19 protein-coding genes and 1 tRNA gene are annotated in these 18,319 nt (G+C 50.9%); 14 read left to right on the top strand and 6 right to left on the bottom strand.

Annotated features, from left to right (window positions below):
- Positions 1–237 precede the first annotated feature (237 nt).
- Positions 238–1,041 (top strand): 2,5-didehydrogluconate reductase DkgB, encoded by an 804-nt coding sequence (gene dkgB / locus OGX83_RS14165; RefSeq protein WP_286588333.1) that lies wholly within the window; start codon positions 238–240, stop codon positions 1,039–1,041.
- A 21-nt stretch (positions 1,042–1,062) separates the two neighbouring features.
- Here the strand turns inward: dkgB and yafC are convergent, their stop codons facing one another.
- Positions 1,063–1,977: a DNA-binding transcriptional regulator YafC gene (gene yafC / locus OGX83_RS14160; protein ID WP_234103596.1), complete on the bottom strand. Its 915-nt coding sequence runs from the start codon at positions 1,975–1,977 to the stop codon at positions 1,063–1,065.
- A 104-nt stretch (positions 1,978–2,081) separates the two neighbouring features.
- Between yafC and OGX83_RS14155 the strand changes: the two genes are divergently transcribed.
- The 3 genes from OGX83_RS14155 to OGX83_RS14145 all read left to right on the top strand — a co-directional run bounded on the left by OGX83_RS14155 (position 2,082) and on the right by OGX83_RS14145 (position 5,036).
- Positions 2,082–3,257, top strand: coding sequence for an MFS transporter (locus OGX83_RS14155; RefSeq protein ID WP_003830796.1), 1,176 nt, complete (start codon positions 2,082–2,084; stop codon positions 3,255–3,257).
- 131 nt (positions 3,258–3,388) lie between these two features.
- Positions 3,389–4,189 (top strand): endonuclease/exonuclease/phosphatase family protein, encoded by an 801-nt coding sequence (locus OGX83_RS14150; RefSeq protein WP_008783770.1) that lies wholly within the window; start codon positions 3,389–3,391, stop codon positions 4,187–4,189.
- 76 nt (positions 4,190–4,265) lie between these two features.
- Positions 4,266–5,036 carry a class I SAM-dependent methyltransferase gene (locus OGX83_RS14145; protein ID WP_032942414.1) on the top strand — a complete coding sequence of 257 codons (771 nt, stop codon included), beginning with the start codon at positions 4,266–4,268 and terminating at the stop codon, positions 5,034–5,036.
- A gap of 49 nt (positions 5,037–5,085) precedes the next feature.
- On the opposite strand, the gene mltD is transcribed toward OGX83_RS14145, so the two are convergent.
- On the bottom strand, positions 5,086–6,444 hold the full coding sequence (gene mltD / locus OGX83_RS14140) for a murein transglycosylase D (RefSeq protein WP_032942416.1): 1,359 nt from the start codon (positions 6,442–6,444) through the stop codon (positions 5,086–5,088).
- A gap of 71 nt (positions 6,445–6,515) precedes the next feature.
- Positions 6,516–7,271, bottom strand: coding sequence for a hydroxyacylglutathione hydrolase (gene gloB, locus OGX83_RS14135; protein WP_008783773.1), 756 nt, complete (start codon positions 7,269–7,271; stop codon positions 6,516–6,518).
- A 33-nt stretch (positions 7,272–7,304) separates the two neighbouring features.
- Here gloB and OGX83_RS14130 point away from each other — a divergent pair, with 33 nt between their 5' ends.
- Positions 7,305–8,027: a class I SAM-dependent methyltransferase gene (locus OGX83_RS14130; protein WP_048214878.1), complete on the top strand. Its 723-nt coding sequence runs from the start codon at positions 7,305–7,307 to the stop codon at positions 8,025–8,027.
- On the opposite strand, the gene rnhA is transcribed toward OGX83_RS14130, so the two are convergent.
- On the bottom strand, positions 8,024–8,491 hold the full coding sequence (gene rnhA, locus OGX83_RS14125) for a ribonuclease HI (RefSeq protein WP_003838896.1): 468 nt from the start codon (positions 8,489–8,491) through the stop codon (positions 8,024–8,026). The two genes, OGX83_RS14130 and rnhA, sit on opposite strands and share 4 nt — an antisense overlap.
- A gap of 64 nt (positions 8,492–8,555) precedes the next feature.
- Here rnhA and dnaQ point away from each other — a divergent pair, with 64 nt between their 5' ends.
- Together dnaQ and OGX83_RS14115 are read left to right on the top strand one after the other, a co-directional pair.
- The gene (gene dnaQ, locus OGX83_RS14120) at positions 8,556–9,284 is read left to right on the top strand and encodes a DNA polymerase III subunit epsilon (protein WP_095533177.1); all 729 of its coding nucleotides are present in this window, start codon (positions 8,556–8,558) and stop codon (positions 9,282–9,284) included.
- A 133-nt stretch (positions 9,285–9,417) separates the two neighbouring features.
- A tRNA-Asp gene (locus OGX83_RS14115) sits at positions 9,418–9,494 on the top strand.
- A 156-nt stretch (positions 9,495–9,650) separates the two neighbouring features.
- Here OGX83_RS14115 and OGX83_RS14110 read toward each other — a convergent pair.
- Both OGX83_RS14110 and OGX83_RS14105 read right to left on the bottom strand, forming a co-directional pair.
- Positions 9,651–10,169 (bottom strand): FidL-like protein, encoded by a 519-nt coding sequence (locus OGX83_RS14110; RefSeq protein WP_003830806.1) that lies wholly within the window; start codon positions 10,167–10,169, stop codon positions 9,651–9,653.
- A 1-nt stretch (position 10,170) separates the two neighbouring features.
- Positions 10,171–10,959 carry a winged helix-turn-helix domain-containing protein gene (locus tag OGX83_RS14105; RefSeq protein ID WP_284881401.1) on the bottom strand — a complete coding sequence of 263 codons (789 nt, stop codon included), beginning with the start codon at positions 10,957–10,959 and terminating at the stop codon, positions 10,171–10,173.
- A 645-nt stretch (positions 10,960–11,604) separates the two neighbouring features.
- Here OGX83_RS14105 and OGX83_RS14100 point away from each other — a divergent pair.
- The 7 genes from OGX83_RS14100 (at position 11,605) to OGX83_RS14070 (ending at position 18,318) form a co-directional block, all read left to right on the top strand.
- Complete coding sequence (locus tag OGX83_RS14100; protein ID WP_048236091.1) at positions 11,605–12,153, top strand: fimbrial protein; 549 nt, start codon at positions 11,605–11,607, stop codon at positions 12,151–12,153.
- A 69-nt stretch (positions 12,154–12,222) separates the two neighbouring features.
- Positions 12,223–12,771, top strand: a complete 549-nt coding sequence (locus OGX83_RS14095; protein ID WP_020996612.1) for a fimbrial protein — start codon at positions 12,223–12,225, stop codon at positions 12,769–12,771.
- A 41-nt stretch (positions 12,772–12,812) separates the two neighbouring features.
- Positions 12,813–15,284 carry a fimbria/pilus outer membrane usher protein gene (locus OGX83_RS14090; RefSeq protein WP_286588327.1) on the top strand — a complete coding sequence of 824 codons (2,472 nt, stop codon included), beginning with the start codon at positions 12,813–12,815 and terminating at the stop codon, positions 15,282–15,284.
- A gap of 26 nt (positions 15,285–15,310) precedes the next feature.
- Positions 15,311–16,087 (top strand): fimbrial biogenesis chaperone, encoded by a 777-nt coding sequence (locus OGX83_RS14085; protein WP_100247262.1) that lies wholly within the window; start codon positions 15,311–15,313, stop codon positions 16,085–16,087.
- Positions 16,088–16,099: 12 nt separating this feature from the next.
- On the top strand, positions 16,100–16,705 hold the full coding sequence (locus tag OGX83_RS14080) for a fimbrial protein (protein WP_032942421.1): 606 nt from the start codon (positions 16,100–16,102) through the stop codon (positions 16,703–16,705).
- Positions 16,702–17,766, top strand: coding sequence for a fimbrial protein (locus OGX83_RS14075; RefSeq protein WP_191226400.1), 1,065 nt, complete (start codon positions 16,702–16,704; stop codon positions 17,764–17,766). The genes OGX83_RS14080 and OGX83_RS14075 overlap by 4 nt, the downstream gene beginning before the upstream one ends.
- A 9-nt stretch (positions 17,767–17,775) precedes the next feature.
- On the top strand, positions 17,776–18,318 hold the full coding sequence (locus OGX83_RS14070; protein ID WP_003830815.1) for a fimbrial protein: 543 nt from the start codon (positions 17,776–17,778) through the stop codon (positions 18,316–18,318).
- The last annotated feature ends 1 nt before the right edge of the window (position 18,319 follow it).

Here is an 18,319-nt window from a genome sequence, read left to right as displayed (position 1 = left end):
CGGTAGTTCAGTTGGTTAGAATACCTGCCTGTCACGCAGGGGGTCGCGGGTTCGAGTCCCGTCCGTTCCGCCACTTATTAAGAGCCCTGAGCTAACGCTCAGGGCTTTTTCTTTGTCTGCAATTTAATTATTGCTGAATCCGCAAAAATCCTCTGCATTTTTCACTCTTTTTCTATAAAGAGCTTAAGCTCATAATCCTCTCAGTTAACGAACATAGTGATTAAAAAGAGGAATTCTATGACTATCCCTGCATTCGGTTTAGGTACTTTCCGCCTGAAAGACGACGTGGTTATCGCTTCTGTTAAAACGGCGCTTGAGCTAGGCTACCGTGCTGTCGACACTGCGCAAATCTATGATAATGAAGCGGCTGTTGGTCAGGCGATTGCCGAAAGCGGCGTACCGCGTAACGAGCTGTATATCACCACCAAGATTTGGATTGAAAATCTCAGCAAAGAAAAACTGATCCCAAGTCTGAAAGAAAGCCTGAAGAAGCTGCGTACAGATTATGCCGATCTGACGCTGATCCACTGGCCATCTCCAGGTGATGCGGTATCTGTTGAGGAATTCATGCAGGCGCTGCTCGAAGCAAAACAGCAGGGGCTGACTCGCGAAATTGGTATCTCAAACTTCACCATTCCGCTGATGGAAAAAGCCATTGCCGCAGTAGGTGCAGAGAACATTGCCACCAATCAGATTGAGCTGTCTCCGTATCTGCAGAGCCGTAAGGTGGTTGGCTGGGCGAAAGCACACGGTATCCACATCACCTCTTACATGACGCTGGCTTATGGTAAAGCGCTGAAAGATGAAGTGATTGCGCACATTGCCGCCAAACATAACGCGACCCCGGCGCAGGTTATTCTGGCATGGGCAATGGGGGAAGGTTACTCCGTAATTCCTTCTTCTACCAAACGTGAAAACCTGGCAAGCAACCTGCTGGCGCTGGAACTGCATCTGGATGCCGAAGATAAAAAAGCGATCGCGGCACTGGACTGCAACGATCGTCTGGTCAGCCCGGAAGGCCTGGCCCCTGATTGGGATTAATTGCCTGACCCTCTGTACCCATTAACCCTCTTTCACAGCTCCTTCGGGAGCTGTTCTTATATATTCACTTAAAAAGTCGATAAATGCCCGGATGCGCGTACTGACGGCACGATCGCTGTAATAAACTGCGCTAAAAGGCATCTCTACCGGCAGACGTTTATCTGCCAATAACTCCACCAGTTCACCCCGCGCGATCTCTTTATCTATCATATAATCTGAAAGACATGCGATGCCGTTGCCATTCAGGCAAAGCTGTTTTAGCGTTTCTCCACTGTTGGAAGAAATTCCGCACTCGACCTCATGCAGCTGTCCGTCGCTACAGGCAATCGGCCAGGTATTGAGTGAAACTGGTTCGGAAAACCCCAGACACAGATGCTGGTTTAACTCCTCGACGCTCTCTGGCTTGCCAAAACGGGCAATGTAGTCCGGTGAGGCAATAATCTTACGATAGCTGGTAAATAGCGGACGCGCACGTAGACTCGAGTCAGTCAGTGTACCCGCTCGTATAGCAACATCCACTTTTCGTTCAATAAGATTGATGAACGTTTCTGAGGAGACGAGAGACAACGTCATCTCGGGATACCGTTCCCGGAACGGCTTGATTAGCGGCATCAGGAAATGCAACATCACCGGTGTTGCTGCGTCGATGCGCAGCAGGCCGCGCGGAGTATTACGCGACTCTATGATTTCCGTTTCTGCTGCAGCCATCTCTTGCAGTATCTGCTGCACCCGCCTGAAGTAGCGCTCTCCTTCTTCGGTCAGGCTTAGCTGTCGGGTCGTGCGATTAAGCAAACTGACGCCCAGTTTCATCTCCAGCTTTTTTACTGCCCGGCTGACCGCGGAATTGGCTTGTCCAAGCTGTTCTGCCGCCCGGCTAAAGCTGCCGCTTTCCACTACCGCCACAAAAATTGCAAGTTCTTCGGAGGTTGCTTTCATTTTTGCACCTGACGCAAAATTATATTGAGATTTTGAATGTTTTTGTCATTAAAACATCCAGGCATACTGCGTGTCATCTGATTACTGATGTTACGGAGTTATTTATGCCTCTCGCTTTATTTGCACTAACAATAAGTGCCTTCGCTATAGGCACTACCGAGTTTGTGATTGTTGGTCTGGTGCCGACCATCGCTCAACAGCTGGCGATCTCGTTACCTTCCGCCGGGATGCTGGTTTCAATTTATGCGCTGGGTGTGGCAATTGGTGCGCCGGTACTGACCGCTCTGACCGGACGCCTGCCACGTAAACAGTTACTGGTTGCGCTGATGGTTCTGTTTACGGCGGGGAATTTGCTGGCATGGCAGGCACCCGGGTATATGACACTCATTGTTGCTCGTCTGCTGACTGGGCTGGCACATGGCGTATTCTTCTCGATTGGTTCTACCATCGCGACAAGTCTGGTGCCAAAAGAGAAAGCGGCTTCCGCCATTGCCATTATGTTTGGTGGCTTAACGGTGGCGCTAGTCACCGGCGTGCCGCTGGGAACATTTATCGGTCAGCACTTTGGCTGGCGTGAGACTTTCCTCGCGGTATCAATGTTAGGCGTGATTGCACTGATCAGTAGCCAGTTACTGATCCCTGCCAACATTCCCGGTCGTGCTGCCGCCAGCATTCGCGACCAGGTGAAGGTGCTGACTCATCCCCGTCTGTTGCTGATTTACGCCGTTACGGCACTGGGCTACGGCGGTGTATTCACGGCATTCACCTTCCTTGCACCGATGATGCAGGATCTGGCGGGGTTCTCCCCGGCAGCAGTAAGCTGGATCTTACTGGGTTACGGTGTTTCAGTGGCTATCGGTAATATCTGGGGCGGTAAGCTGGCGGATAAACATGGTGCGGTTCCGGCGCTGAAATTCATTTTCGCCGCGCTGTTTGTTCTGCTGATGGTCTTCCAACTGACGGCCTCCACGCAGTACGCCGCGCTGGCTACCATTCTGGTGATGGGGATCTTTGCCTTTGGTAACGTACCGGGATTGCAGGTCTACGTGGTACAGAAAGCTGAGCAATTTACGCCAAATGCTGTAGATGTGGCGTCAGGGTTAAACATTGCGGCGTTTAACATTGGGATTGCGCTGGGGTCAGTGATTGGCGGGCAAACGGTCGAGCATTATGGTTTAGCGCAGACGCCGTGGATTGGCGCCCTCATTGTTCTGGTAGCTTTCCTGCTGATGGGTGTTAGCGGTCGTCTTGATAAACCCGTGCGTGTTGCTCTGGGGTAAATCATTGATGTAAGCGCCCACTTACAAAACAAACTGCAATTGTTCGTTGAAAGTGAGTGCTAAAATCCCTATAACAGAAGAACCAGTCCGGCTGCGGACTGGTTGACGTTACAGAGGTTTGAAAGTCTAAAGTGCGAAAAAACACCTATGCCATGCGTTATGTTGCCGGACAACCCGCCGAGCGGATTTTACCGCCGGGGTCGTTTGCGCATATTGGCCAGGCATTACCCGCAGGCGTTCCGTTAAGCAGTGAAGACCGCATTCGCGTGCTGGTATGGAATATTTTTAAACAGCAGCGCGCAGAATGGCAGTCGGTGCTGAAGAATTTTGGCAAAGATGCGCATCTGGTATTATTACAGGAAGCGCAAACCACGCCAGAACTGGTGCAGTTTGCGACCGCTAACTACCTTGCTGCCGATCAGGTTCCTGCCTTTGTGCTGCCTCAGCATCCCTCTGGCGTCATGACGCTCTCTGCTGCTCATCCTGTTTACTGTTGTCCATTGCGCGAGCGTGAGCCTATTTTACGGCTGGCGAAATCGGCTCTGGTAACGGTGTATCCGCTGCCTGACTCTCGATTATTAATGGTGGTGAATATCCACGCGGTTAACTTTAGCCTCGGCGTCGATGTTTATAGTAAGCAGTTACTTCCCATTGGCGATCAGATCGCTCATCACAGCGGTCCGGTTATTATGGCCGGCGATTTCAATGCCTGGAGCCGTCGACGGATGAATGCGCTGTACCGCTTTGCGCGTGAAATGTCGCTGCGCCAGGTACGTTTTACTGACGATCAGCGCCGACGCGCGTTTGGTCGCCCTCTCGATTTTGTGTTCTATCGTGGTCTGAACGTGAGTGAAGCCTCTGTGCTGGTCACCCGTGCATCCGATCACAACCCGCTACTCGTTGAATTCAGTCCCGGCAAACCTGAACAATAACGGTGTGTCAGGTCTGCCGTAGGGCAGGCCTGTGATGGTTGCCCTTCCTATTTCACAACAACCGAAGGACAACACAATGACAACACGCTCTCACCATGACAACGTCGAAAAACAGTTTGGCTCTCAGGCTAATGCCTATTTAACCAGTGCGGTGCACGCCTCTGGTCGTGACTTGCTGCGTCTGGGGGAAAGGTTGTCGGCATTTCCGCAGGCCCGTGTGTTGGATATGGGATGTGGAGCGGGGCATGCCAGCTTTGTAGCCGCGCAACACGTAAAGCAGGTTGTGGCTTATGATTTATCGTCGCAGATGCTTGAGGTGGTCGCTGAGGCGGCAAATGACAGGGGCCTGGAGAATGTCGCCACACGCCAGGGTTATGCCGAAAGTCTGCCATTTGAAGATAGCGAATTTGACGTGGTGATTAGCCGCTATTCTGCGCATCACTGGCATGATGTCGGACGCGCGCTGCGGGAAGTGAACCGCGTTCTGAAGCCCGGTGGTGTATTGATTGTGATGGATGTGATGTCGCCAGGCCACCCTGTACGTGATATCTGGTTGCAAACCGTGGAGGCGTTACGTGATACCTCGCACGTTCGTAACTATTCCAGTGGAGAGTGGCTGTCGTTAATCAACGATGCCAATTTGATTGCCGATACTTTGTTAACCGATCGCCTGCCACTGGAGTTCAGTTCGTGGGTCGCGAGGATGCGCACGCCCGCGGCGTTGAGCGACGCGATTCGTGCATACCAACAAAGTGCTTCTGCAGATGTGAAAGCCTACTTTGCGTTACAGGAAGATGGCTCGTTTACCAGCGACACGATAATGGTTGAGGCACATAAAGCGGGATAAATAAAAAAGGCACTGGGGGGAATCCAGTGCCTTCATTTCTACAATGCTATCAGGAGTCCGGCATTCCGTTGTTTTTCACAAACAACGTGAGCTGATCGCCTGGCTGTAGATTGTCCGTATCGCTGTTCCAGCGCATGACATCTTTGATGTTAACCCCGTGACGTTTGGCAATGCTCGACAGCGAGTCGCCTTTACGCACACGATAGGTGATGCTATCGCTGTTGTTCGCCAGACGCTGTGCGCTGGTACCCGCACCCACCGTCAGGTTTTGACCCACTTTCAGGGATGACCCGCGCAGGTTATTCCACTGCTTAAGGTCATTGGTGCTCACGCCAAGGCGTGACGCGACGCCAGAAAGCGTATCGCCAGAGCGAACTTTGTAGCTACGACTGTTCAGCGGCGTGTTATCCGCGACCAACGTTGACTGCACGGCTGCAATTTCGCCTGAAGCCAGAGACTCACGCAGCTTCTCTGCATGCTTCTTTGGCACCATCACATATTGCGGGCCGCTGGCACCCAATGTGGAGCCTTTCACGCCTGCATTGAAGGTCTTCAGCTTGCTGACGGAAATACCCGCCATATCAGCAACCTGAGCCATCTCAACCGGGCTACTCAGGCGAACACGTGCCAACGCGCGGCTTTCGTCTGTTGTTGGCAGACGTACGCCATAGCGTTTGCTGTTTTTGAGTATATCGCTCAATGCCAGCATTTTAGGCACGTATAGCTTCGTTTCCTGAGGCAATGGCAACGACCAGAAGTCAGTGGGTTTACCACGAGCTTTGTTCGTTTTGATTGCCTTCATGACACGACCTTCACCGCTATTATAAGCAGCAACGGTCAGCAGCCAGTCGCCATCAAACATCTTGTTCAGACGCTGCATCATGTCCAGCGCGGCGGTGGTGGAAGCCACAACGTCGCGACGTGCATCATAACTGCGGGTCTGTTTTAAACCATAATTGCGCCCCGTGCTCGGAATGATCTGCCAAATACCTGCGGCATTGGCGCCAGACGTTGCGTGAGGATCAAAAGCGCTCTCCACTATGGGTAGTAGTACCAGTTCCATAGGCATGTTACGTTTCTTAACCTGCCCGGCTATCCAGTACATATACGGCTCTGCCCGTAAAGTTACATCGTGGAGATAGCTCTTATTGCGTAAATACTTCTGTTTCTGTTCGCGAATCCGGCTGTTTTCCGGAATTCCCATCTTTAGCTCGTCACCAATGAAAGCCCACAAATCTTGATCAGCAGCGATAGATGTTCCGTCGTCCATCCATCGCGCCTGACTTGTAAACTTTCCTGCTTCCCCTTGACCAGCTGCAGAAAGGCTCTGTGCGTGTTGTTGGACGTTACCAGTATTCTGGCACCCAACAAGCAGGACAGAGGCGAGTAATATCGCTTTTGCCTTCATGTGTGTGTCAATAGTTGCTTAAAAGACGACCGATCATAACGGCGAAGTTTTCAAAAGGCAACCCGGAATTGTCAGAACGTATCTTTCTTTGACCTTAACCAGGCAAAACGCTCTTCAGGTTGTTGCAATATTGTTTCTTTGTTGATTTCATTAATTAAATCAATATCTTCCGTTCTCAAAAAAAGATTATTTCGCCGCTCATTTTTCAGAATTACGGGTAGTGTCATTTGTTTTTTTACGCGTAACTCATTAACTTTACGATAATATTCATTTATGAACGAATCGTGCGGGAGAATGCTTAAGGCAAACTTCATGTTTGCTAATGTGTACTCATGTGCGCAACAAATTAATGTATCGTCAGGAAGTTCGTTTATTTTTTTAAGTGATTGATACATTTGAGTTGCTGTACCTTCGAAAAGTCGACCACAACCGCCAGAAAAGAGCGTGTCACCACAAAATAAATAAGGATGGCTAAAGTAACAGATATGTCCTAAAGTGTGACCCGGAGTAGCAATTACCCTAAATTCATGCCCCAAAACGAGTGCAATATCGCCATCTTCGACTACGTGTGTCGTTCCCTTATCTTGCGTTTCAGCCGGTCCGTATACCACTATTTGTGGGAAATGTTGCAGGAGTTCTTTCACTCCACCAACGTGATCCTGATGATGGTGGGTTAGCAGAATGGCTTCCGGCACCCAGTTATGCTCTGCAATGGCTTTCAAAACAGGAGCCGCTTCACCCGGGTCCACAATCAGACAATGCTGGTCATTATTTGACAGGACCCAGATGTAATTGTCCTGAAATGCAGGAATACTGTTAAGATTCATATATTACCTCTCAATGCGTAACGGAAGGTTGTGATGAAACCGGCAAGGATCCCCCAAACTGTCGTAGCGCCCGTTAGCTGGGATGATTTGCCCTGGGGCGAACACTATCGTGAGGCGCTGGAGCATCAGCTTAACCCGTGGTTTGCAAAAATGTACGGTTTTCATCTGCTTAAGGTTGGTAATTTAAGCGCAGAAATCGATTCTGAAGCGTGCGCGGTTTCTCATCAGGTAAATGTTTCTTTGCAGGGATCTCCCATGCAGGTGACGGCCGATCCTTTGCATCTTCCCTTTGCCGATAAGTCCGTGGATGTCTGTTTATTGGCCCATACGTTACCGTGGTGCTCTGATCCGCATCGCCTACTGCGTGAAGCCGATCGCGTGTTGATTGATGACGGCTGGTTGATTCTGAGCGGCTTTAACCCGGTAAGCTTGATGGGATTGCGTAAACTGGTGCCCGTATTGCGCAAGACATCGCCCTATAACAGTCGGATGTTTACCCTCATGCGTCAACTGGACTGGCTATCATTACTGAATTTTGAAGTGCTGCACTATAGTCGTTTTCATGTTCTGCCCTGGAACAAGAAGGGCGGGAAAATGTTAAGCGCCCATATCCCCGCGCTGGGCTGTTTACAGCTGGTGGTTGCGCGCAAGCGAACCATTCCGCTTACGCTCAACCCGATGAAACAAAATAAAAGCAAAACGCCTATCCGTCATGCCGTTGGCGCGACCCGGCAATACCGTAAACCGGACGCTTAAGCCTCAGTCTGATACCCAATATCATCCTGAGTCGGGCTCATGGCTGCGGTGCGTGCAAGCTCATCGCAGCGTTCGTTTTCCGGATGGCCCGCATGGCCTTTAACCCATTCCCATTTGATTTGATGCGGCCCCAGCGCGGCATCGAGACGTTTCCACAGATCGACGTTCTTCACCGGTTTTTTATCTGCTGTTTTCCAGCCGCGCTTCTTCCAGTTGTGGATCCACTGCGTAATGCCCTGGCGCACATACTGGCTGTCCGTGCTGAGTATCACTTCACACTGTTCTTTCAGGGCTTCCAGCGCAACGATTGCCGCCATCAGCTCCATGCGATTATTAGTGGTGAGGTTGTAGCCCTCGCTAAAGGTTTTTTCGCGCCCGCGATAGCGTAAAATCGCCCCATAACCACCAGGCCCTGGATTTCCCAGGCAAGAACCATCGGTGAAAATTTCTACCTGTTTAAGCATCTCTGGTAGACTTCCTGTTTTAGCAAATCGAAATCAAACGATAAGTCTGACATAAATGACCGTTATGAGCACTGGAATTACACGACAGATCGTCCTCGATACCGAAACCACCGGTATGAACCAGATTGGCGCCCACTATGAAGGCCACAAGATCATTGAGATCGGTGCGGTTGAAGTGGTGAACCGCCGCCTGACCGGCAATAACTTCCACGTTTACCTGAAGCCGGATCGGCTGGTGGACCCGGAAGCGTTCGGCGTACACGGAATCGCAGACGAATTCCTGCTCGATAAACCTACGTTTGCCGATGTAGCCGACGAGTTTCTCGACTACATTCGCGGCGCGGAGCTGGTCATTCATAACGCATCGTTCGATATCGGCTTTATGGATTACGAATTCGCGAAGCTCAAGCGTGATATTCCGAAGACGAATGAATTTTGCAAAATAACCGATAGCCTGGCGCTGGCGAGGAAAATGTTTCCTGGCAAGCGAAACAGCCTTGATGCGTTATGCTCGCGCTATGAGATAGACAACAGTAAACGAACCCTGCACGGCGCATTGCTCGATGCCCAGATTCTGGCCGACGTTTATCTGATGATGACCGGCGGGCAGACCACGATGGCGTTCTCAATGGAAGGCGACAGCCAGCAGCAGAATGACACGGGGATCCAGCGTATTGTGCGACAGTCCAGCAAACTACGCGTTGTTTTCGCCACTGATGAAGAGTTAGCGGCCCATGAGTCACGCCTTGACCTGGTGCAGAAGAAAGGCGGAAGTTGCCTCTGGCGGGCATAGTTTGTACGTTTACCGTATGAAAATGGCCATTCGGGTGATTTTTGCAGCAAACGATTAAAAACGTGAGAAAAAGCGTTGACGAGGCGCGAGGCAATCCGTAATATTCGCTTCGTTCCCAAGCGGAACACAACGCGGAGTGGTAGTTCAGTTGGTTAGAATACCTGCCTGTCACGCAGGGGGTCGCGGGTTCGAGTCCCGTCCATTCCGCCACTATTCAGAAAGCCTGAATCAGAAATGATTCAGGCTTTCGTCGTTTTAGCCCGCCAAAAATAATAATCTCATTACCATACTTTATCGACCGCGCCCGAGCTTTCGGATGGGCAACACATCAGGTCATCCTTAACCCGACGCATATCCAGAAGGCGATTAACTCGCGAAGTGATTCATCACGCAGGCGAAGCGGGGTGAGAAGTTATCGCCAATAAGAACCGTTTCCTCATTCAGGTGCTTTAGCATATACAGCTTGTCGGCACGTTCGTAAGCGTCGAAGAAGAGATAGTCGACAGCGTCCGTTGCGTCATCATCGGGGGATTTTTCCCGACCATCGGGAGTGAGCATAAAAACGCCTGCGGTATGGCCGAGTGGACGGGCATAGCGAAAGAACAGTTTTCGGTTAACAGCGAACTCGCCGTCGTCACTTTTGAGTTTCCCCTGGACTGACAATGAAAGGTGTCCGGAGTTGTAGCTGGTTATCAGCATTATTCCGTGGAGTTCCTTTTTTGTATTCTGGATGTCGAGTATCGACGTGAATTCCGAGGAGCAGGAAAAACTGATTTCTTGTTTTTTCGCATTCCCGGCGATAATAAAAAAAGCGATAGCCGCTAGCCCAAAAATGGCAATCACGACTGACCATAGTAAAGGAGAGTGATCGCTTTCCTGCTTCATATCATTCCTCATGATGGCGATACTGGCTGATGCAATGGTAATAGCCGAGGTTTAGCCCGCATTCAGCGGCAAACGACCACTCAACCAGATTATGGTTGCTCGCCCAGGTATTGAGATACAGATCTTTTGGGTACGAACAGTTGGGATTAATACCCACGGACTTGAAAATATCCAGCGCTTTTTTTTCGGTTATGGTGTCGGTGAGGGCGTTTCCTAATATATGCACACGGCATTGCTCGTAGTCGATAGTCCGCAGGATCGCCGCGTCCGTCATCGCGATTTCATTGGGTATCCATGTTAACCACGCTGTCGCCAGCACGGCGATGCTGGTAATTAACGTTGTTATCGTGACAGGCCACAGGTTTCGTTTCTTTTTCCTGGGCATCAATGCAACATTGACTATTCTGGTGGGCGCTTGCGATTCCTCCAGTTGCTGAATATTGATACTGGCGTCGCTCATCCGAAATCCTATTCGCGGAATGGTGACGATCAGTTCTGCAGGATGGCCCGTAGACGTTATTGCTTTGCGCAGAAATGAAATGTGCTGATTGAGATTAGCATCCGTCGCTCTGGCGCCATTATGCTGGAAAACATTCCGCAGAATTTCATCGCGCGAGGATATCTCTTTACCATTTTGCAACAGATAGAGCAGTAATTGTGTTGCCACATTATTCAATGTGGCCATTTCACCAGATGCCAGGTCTTTTAGGGTATTTTTATGTGGTCTGAAAACTAAGCCTTCACCAATAATTACGGATTTAATTTTGTTTATTGGTATATGAGAAATCACTGATGTCTCCTTTAAAGCAGGATATCTCGCATTCGAGTGGGGGAAGCAATAGCATAACATAATTCATTTATAAAAAATGATTGTGCCATAGATCGCTTTATTAATATTTATATAACAATCTCTTAATATATCTAATAGAATCCTCCAATCTCCTTCCTCTCTTTCACTATCTTATTGTCATTACTCGCTTTTGATGCCCAATTTCATTTTTACAAAACATTCATAAATACATTTTGCCTGTTCTTCTGGCTAAATAAAAAAATAGTTGATAGATAAAAACTCTATAAAAATTATAAATAATAGACATTAACACTGGTGTTGGCGTGTTTTTTGGCTATTTTTTAGGTAAACGATCGCTCTACAGACAGTGTTACAACACGATTCCCTGAGTTTGATTAATACCGGATTTTTGCATTGTGTCATTTTTTCGTCGACTTAATATAAGCCCCGAAACAGCGTAAACAACTGTGGGCGGTATTTCGGATGGAATACCAATGAAGTTCAAAATACAGGGTGGCTTGAGATGGATTGTTTGCAAGGAAATGCACTTCCGCCACCTGCAGATCAGGGTTTCCCTTGCATAAATTGTCTGTGGAAATAGATCGTCGGAATAACCAAAAAACAGATATAAGGTTAAGTAGTAATATGAAAATGAAAAACGTGGCTGTGGCTTGTGCGCTGATGGCGGGAATGTCTTTTACTGCATCTTCTGCTTTCGCTGCAAAAAATGTTGAACCGACTAACGGTAAAATTCACTTCACTGGTTCTCTGGTTAATTCCGCATGCGGTCTGGCCCCAGAATCCAGCCCGGTGCAGGTTAATTTTGGTGAGATCCCAACTTCTCAGTTAAAAGACAACCAACGTGCTGGTGTTAAGCATGCCAAAATCGTTCTGCAGGGCTGCGATACAACTGTTGCGAAAACCGCCACAGTAACCTACACCCCGGCAACGATTGATACCGACAACAATGCGCTGGCTGCATTTACCTCGGGTACAGCAAAGGGCGCGGGCATCGGTATGATTGACAGTGGTAACCAGGACGTGAAATGGGGCGAAGCCGCATCTCAGGTCAACATTACCGATGGCGAAACCGACATTGATTTCGTTGCTTACCTGCAGGCCAACAACGCATCCGCAGCCGTAACCCCGGGTGACTTCGAATCTACCGTTAATTTCCAGATCGATTATCAGTAACGATCTGCTGCGGGCGCAATTATGCGCCTGCTTAACCCTTCCTGCGAATAACTGAAAGGAAATGCGGTGATGCCTGGATGGCGTATTTTACTGCTTTTTATCTTCATATCGCCTGCATGGGTTTTGGCTGACACCCATCGTCTTGTCAGTACGCCCGGCAAAATGCGCATGCGGGGAAATATTATTGAGGCTGCCTGTTATGTCGATCCACGCGACCGGTCGCTGCTGGTTGAATTTGATGACCTCTCAGCCAGAGATATTTCCGGAAAACCTGAAAAAGTATCTGCGCATGATTTCAGCATTCATTTGCTGGGATGTTCATTAGGGGATTCTCAACACCCCGGGAATCTGTTCCAACGCGCCAATATTACCTTTTCCGGCGCACCGGATAGTGACAATCCTGATTATCTGAGCGTGCAATCGGAAACTGAAAATTTAGCGATAGAAATATATGACGGCAAAGGCAAGCAAATTCATTTGGGTGAGCCATCACCGGATTATGCGCTTAACCCAGGGAAAAACACGCTCAATTTTACGGCTTATTTGATCTCCCGCGACGGAAGAATGACGTCTGGTGAATTTACTGCAGTCACGCATTTTGTTGTGAATTATCTCTGAGCTGCACAGCAATTCGGGTATCTGAAGGTTTGCGAACGAAAATGATCACGCTGAAAACAGATAAAAAACGTCTGGCGCTTTTAATTGCTCTGGTCTGTGCCTCTTCATGGGCTGAAGCGGATGAGTCTATTGAATTTAATACTGACGTCCTGGATGCCAGTGACAGACAAAATGTCGATTTACAGCGTTTTTCCGAAGGCAACTTTGTGACTCCCGGAGAATATCTGCTGGATGTTCGTATTAACAGCCAGGAGATTCCTCAGCAGTCGATCCGTTATATCGTTGATCCTGCCAACTCGCATAAATCCATGGCGTGCCTGATGCCGCAACAGCTCGAATTACTGGCGCTCAAAGAAGAGGCGCTGACCTATATTCATCCGATTAGCGCGACCTGCTATGACATTTCCCGCCTGCCGGGTGTGGTGCTGAATAATAGCGCAGGCGTACTGGACATTACCGTGCCTCAGGCATGGATGAAATATACCGATCCAGACTGGACGCCGCCGGAGCGCTGGGATAACGGCGTCGCGGGACTGATTTTCGACTACAGCGTTTCGGGCCAGGCCACACATTACGAACAAGGTGGCGATCATTACCGCTCACTGTCTGGTTACGGACAGACGGGCTTTAACCTCGGCGCGTGGCGCTTTCGTGGCCAGTATCAGGCCAATTATGCTTCAGATGAAAATCGTGGGCGTATAGACTGGGATCAGATCTATGCCTATCGCCCGTTACCGATGCAGGCTGCAAAACTGACGGTCGGTGAAATATATCTGAATTCCCAGGTGTTTGATTCAGTGCGATTTACCGGGGCTAACCTCGCCAGCGACGAGCGCATGCTACCACCGAATTTGCAGGGCTACGCGCCCGAAGTGCACGGCATCGCCCGCAGTAATGCGAAGGTCACCGTCAGTCAGCAGGGGCGTGTTATCTATCAAACCACCGTTCCTGCGGGGCCATTTAATATTCAGGATCTACACGGCTCGGTACGCGGCACGCTGGATGTTCGCGTCGAAGAGCAGGATGGCAGCGTACAAACCTTTCAGGTCAATACGGCCGATATCCCTTATCTGACGCGCCCGGGCTATGTTCGTTACAACGCCGCCGTCGGTAAGCCATCGCGTTATAACCACGACGTCCAGGGACCTGCATTTTATAGCGGTGATTTTTCATGGGGGGTCAGCAATGCGTGGTCACTGTACGGTGGCGCGTTACTGACTGGCGATCGCTATAACGCCTGGTCGATGGGGATTGGGCGGGATTTGAGCTGGCTGGGCGCGCTGTCGGCTGATGCGACGCAATCCGTGAGCCGGGTGAAGCATCAGGCTGAACAAAAAGGGATGTCCTTTAAGCTCAGTTATGCCAAAACCTTTGATGAATACAACAGCGCCATCACCTTTGCCGGTTACCGTTTTTCACAGCGTAACTTCCGCACCTTCTCGCAGTTCCTCGACGAGCAGTATGAAAATAACAACAGCGCCGGCAACGAAAAAGAGATGTACACCATCACCGGTAACAAGACCTTTTTTGCTGACGACCCGCAATTAGCGACCACGCTGTACCTGACCTATACCCACCAGAATTACTGGGATCGTGGCTCTCAGGATCGTTACGGGATGTCGATGGGGCACAGCTTTTCGTTCGCAGGCATTCAGGGGATCAGCGCCAACCTTGCCGCTTACCGCTCTGAGTATCAGGGCAAACGGGACGACAGCCTTTCGCTGTCCATTTCGGTGCCATGGAGCGATGGCCGCTCAATGGATTATGAAGTGCAAAACAGCGGCAGCCAGACCAGTCAGATGGTTTCGTATTCCGATAACCGCGACCGTAACAATCCATGGCGACTGCGCGCAGGGGTTTCCGGTGAAGGGCACACCGCGTTTGATGGCTACTACAAGCATCGCAGCATGATGGCGGAACTGGAATCTAACGTCAGCTGGCAGCAATCACGTTATTTCTCCGTTGGCGGCACGATGCGCGGCGGCTTTACCGCAACGCGTCATGGTGCGGCACTACACAACAGCCAGGCGTCGATGAATACCGCCAGGGTGATGGTTGATACCGACGGTGTGGCGAATGTACCGCTGAACGGCGAACAGGCGCACTCAAACCGCTTTGGTATTGCCGTCGTACCGGACGTCGTCAGCTATCACAGCTTTGATACCCGTATCGATGTGGATGCAATGGACGAGGACATTTCCGCGACCAAAGCCATCGTCACCAACACCCTGACGGAAGGCGCGATTGGTTATCAGCGCTTTGCCGTGGCGCAGGGGCAAAAAATGATGGCGCTGCTGCGCCTGAAAGATGGTTCGGTACCGCCGTTTGGTGCCGAAGTGTTTAACGCCAACGGTGTCAGCGTCGCCATGGTGATGGAAAACGGCATGGCCTGGATTGCGGGTGTGAATCCAGCCGAGCGTCTTTCTGTTGCCTGGGGCGGTCGCGCGCAGTGTCACTTACAGGTGCCGCAACAAATCAACCCGGAAGGTAACGTGCTGTTGCCTTGTGAATAATATCAATAACCTGAATGAATTTTGTCATGAAAAATCAAGCATTTTACTCCGTGCAGCGTTGGCTCAAACCCGTGGTCTGCGGTCTGCTTTTTATTGCAGAGATCAACGCCTCATGGGCGGGCATTGCACTTGACCGTACCCGTCTGATTATCACCGGTGATGCGCGATCTGTCAGTGCGAACTTAACCAACACCAGTCCGAGCATTCCGTTTCTGGCTCAGTCGTGGGTGGAAGACGCCAATGGAACAAAAATTACCTCGCCGTTGATGGTTTTACCGCCGCTACAACGGATTAACGGCGGGCAAAAGGGCATTGCGCGTGTGACAAAAACCAGCGGTATTAACGCTTTGCCGCAGGATCGCGAAAGTCTGTTCTACCTGAACGTGCGTGAAATTCCGCCCAAGCCGGATAAGCCGAACGTGCTGCAACTGGCGATGCAGTCGCGCATCAAACTGTTCTACCGTCCGACCGCCATCGTGCCGGAAACACCGGGCGCCGTGTGGCAAAACCAACTGGTCTTTCATAAGCAGGGGCAGCGCTGGAGTGTGGATAACCCAACGCCGTACTTCGTTACCTTAATCGGCTTAAGCCGCAAGCCTGAAGCGCAGGGCGGCGACAGGCTGACTGACTTCCCTGGGATTATGGTTTCACCAAAGTCCTCTCTCGATTTCAGCGTGGCCGACGGCAGCGTTAGCCAGTTCAGCATGATGTATGTGAACGATTTTGGCGGTCATCCCGAATTGAAATTCAGCTGCACAGGCAATGTGTGTAAAGCATTGCCGATGGAGCAACAGCCCCGGTAACAGGATTCGTAAATGAAAAAGATGCTTTGCGCTCTGCTGATGGCGGGCATGGCCTGCTCGGTTCAGGCCACAAGCGGTCGCCAGGATATGAGCAATGTGTCCGGCGAGTATGGCAACGTCCGCTTTCATGGTCGGGTGTTCGTTTCGCCATGCGTGCTGGATATGGCCTCCCGCGATCAGACTATCGATCTTGGTGATATTTCCGCCGGCCGATTTCGCCAGGGCGGCGATCGCAGCGATCCGGTATTGGTCACGCTGTATCTGAATGGCTGTTTAAAGGGCTCCGGTCATACCTTAAGGGATTTCCCCGGGCAGACCAGTGAGATGCCTGAGCTTGCGCACAGCACGGTGGAGCGTGGTGTTTCGATGACGCTAATGGCTGAAGGCGCACCGGAAAACAGCGATTTGGGGCGCATTCGTGGTGATGTTCGCGGCGCGGGCATCCGGCTACTGACTGAACGTAATCAGTTAATCCACCTGAACCAACCGCAACGCATGTGGATCCTCAAACCGGGCGATAACGCCATTCATTTTCTTGCCGCGCTGGAATCTTTTGGGCGAGAGGTGACCGCCGGAGAATTTAACGGTCTGGTCAGACTCAAGCTGGAGTATCTATGAGCGTATTACGTAAAACGCTGTTGTGGGTGGTGCTGGCAGGCTGTCCGTTGGCCGGGCAGGCATTTACACAGGGAGAAGGTGAGCCGGAAGGTGGGTCGCCGCATCAGTACGATATTGAACTGAATTCGCTGGATGTCAGCAAAAACCACGTGGGTGGCAGAACGGAGCCGTTCCCATGGAATCTGGGTGGCTGGTATGTGGTGAATTTCTATTGCGAACAGGCTGACATCTCCCGAGCACCAATTTACTACACCACCACAACCACGATGCCGCCTTCAAATCAGGGGGCGAACCGTTTTCGGCTAAACGAGTATCTGGATGTGGAAGTTCAGGTGTGGGTTGCCGGGGGCTATAAAAAATATGTGCAGGCGCCTTTTACCAACGTTTCAAACCGCAACAGCAACAACAGCTGTAAAAAGCGTAAGGGCTACACGCGAGCGACTAACGTTGAAAGTGGTTCAAAAGGGAAAGTGACGTTTATTGTCACTAAACCCATTATCAATGGCATCAATATCACTTCCCAGTCGCTGGTGGAGGTGGCCGGGCGTATGGGAAGCGCGGGACCTACGCCAACCACGGCGATTTCTCGCGTGGTGATTAAATCCGGGCTGATTACCGTCCCGGACAAATGCACCTTCAACCGGGGAGACAAAATCAGCATTGAGTTTGGCGATCTGCCTGGATCCGCTGCCCGGCTCAACGGCACTAACTACAGCAAGTCAGTCCCTATACATGTTGTCTGTGAAGGCGGGAGCTTCGATCAGGGTGCGCTGAACATTAATCTTGGTATACAAACGACCACGGCGTCAGGCACGGCGGGGTTTAACGGTAATCTCCTTGGCACGCTGAGCGGCGGACAAAAGCGCGACGATCTCGGCATTATGCTTAAAGACGAGAGTGGTGGCACCGTCGTGCCCAATCAATTCTACAACGTGAAGGGGTTTTACCAGAATCAGGGCGACTGGAATCTCACCGCCGCACCGGTGGCAAAGCCGGGCGTGGGAAGTGTGAAAGAAGGTGAATTTGAAGCCTCTGCCACCGTTGTCGCGCAGTTTCAGTAGGGGGATGTCATGAGATTCTCGGCGTTATTCGCGACCAGTATGTTACTGCTAGGTGGCATGGCGCAGGCCGACACCAAACTGGTCGGCGGCGATATGTATTTTCACGGCACAATCAGAGCCCTGGCCTGCAGCCTTGCACCGGGAGGCGACAAAATCGAGGTCGATTTCAAGCAAATCGCGACACAGGATCTCTATCTCTCGGGGCGCAGTAAGCCGGAAAAATTCAGCATCCAGTTACGCGACTGCAACCCGGAGGTTTTCCGTGGGATCTCGGTTACCTTCAGCGGTCGTGAGGATGCGGAGCTGACCGATCATCTGGCGCTGGATAGCAGTGAACAAGGCGGTGCGTCAGGGATCGGGATTGGGATGAGCGAAGAGGACGGCACGGCAATCCGCCTTGATGAGAGCACGTCAGTCAAAGAGATAACAGAAGGTTCGATGACGCTGAATTTCTTGGCGTGGGTCGCAGCGGAGCCATCGGCGATAAAAAATCAGTCTCTCGAATACGGTCCGTTCAGCGCCAGCGGGACCTGGACGTTGAACTACCAGTAGC

Source organism: Citrobacter sp. Cpo074 (assembly GCF_030332745.1).
Taxonomy (GTDB): domain Bacteria; phylum Pseudomonadota; class Gammaproteobacteria; order Enterobacterales; family Enterobacteriaceae; genus Citrobacter; species Citrobacter portucalensis.
Note: the sequence above shows the minus strand (reverse complement) of the source record. Positions and strands in the feature narration are given on the sequence as shown.

Excerpts from the sequence above, each read along its gene's own strand:
- OGX83_RS14080 (WP_032942421.1), top strand. The coding sequence starts at position 16,100 with ATGAAAAAGATGCTTTGCGCTCTGCTGATGGCGGGCATGGCCTGCTCG.
- OGX83_RS14090 (WP_286588327.1), top strand. The coding sequence starts at position 12,813 with ATGATCACGCTGAAAACAGATAAAAAACGTCTGGCGCTTTTAATTGCT.
- OGX83_RS14075 (WP_191226400.1), top strand. The coding sequence starts at position 16,702 with ATGAGCGTATTACGTAAAACGCTGTTGTGGGTGGTGCTGGCAGGCTGT.
- OGX83_RS14145 (WP_032942414.1), top strand. The coding sequence starts at position 4,266 with ATGACAACACGCTCTCACCATGACAACGTCGAAAAACAGTTTGGCTCT.
- OGX83_RS14130 (WP_048214878.1), top strand. The coding sequence starts at position 7,305 with ATGAAACCGGCAAGGATCCCCCAAACTGTCGTAGCGCCCGTTAGCTGG.
- gloB (WP_008783773.1), bottom strand. The coding sequence starts at position 7,271 with ATGAATCTTAACAGTATTCCTGCATTTCAGGACAATTACATCTGGGTC.
- OGX83_RS14070 (WP_003830815.1), top strand. The coding sequence starts at position 17,776 with ATGAGATTCTCGGCGTTATTCGCGACCAGTATGTTACTGCTAGGTGGC.
- OGX83_RS14100 (WP_048236091.1), top strand. The coding sequence starts at position 11,605 with ATGAAAATGAAAAACGTGGCTGTGGCTTGTGCGCTGATGGCGGGAATG.
- mltD (WP_032942416.1), bottom strand. The coding sequence starts at position 6,444 with ATGAAGGCAAAAGCGATATTACTCGCCTCTGTCCTGCTTGTTGGGTGC.
- dkgB (WP_286588333.1), top strand. The coding sequence starts at position 238 with ATGACTATCCCTGCATTCGGTTTAGGTACTTTCCGCCTGAAAGACGAC.
- OGX83_RS14110 (WP_003830806.1), bottom strand. The coding sequence starts at position 10,169 with ATGAAGCAGGAAAGCGATCACTCTCCTTTACTATGGTCAGTCGTGATT.
- dnaQ (WP_095533177.1), top strand. The coding sequence starts at position 8,556 with ATGAGCACTGGAATTACACGACAGATCGTCCTCGATACCGAAACCACC.
- yafC (WP_234103596.1), bottom strand. The coding sequence starts at position 1,977 with ATGAAAGCAACCTCCGAAGAACTTGCAATTTTTGTGGCGGTAGTGGAA.
- OGX83_RS14095 (WP_020996612.1), top strand. The coding sequence starts at position 12,223 with ATGCCTGGATGGCGTATTTTACTGCTTTTTATCTTCATATCGCCTGCA.
- OGX83_RS14155 (WP_003830796.1), top strand. The coding sequence starts at position 2,082 with ATGCCTCTCGCTTTATTTGCACTAACAATAAGTGCCTTCGCTATAGGC.
- rnhA (WP_003838896.1), bottom strand. The coding sequence starts at position 8,491 with ATGCTTAAACAGGTAGAAATTTTCACCGATGGTTCTTGCCTGGGAAAT.
- OGX83_RS14085 (WP_100247262.1), top strand. The coding sequence starts at position 15,311 with ATGAAAAATCAAGCATTTTACTCCGTGCAGCGTTGGCTCAAACCCGTG.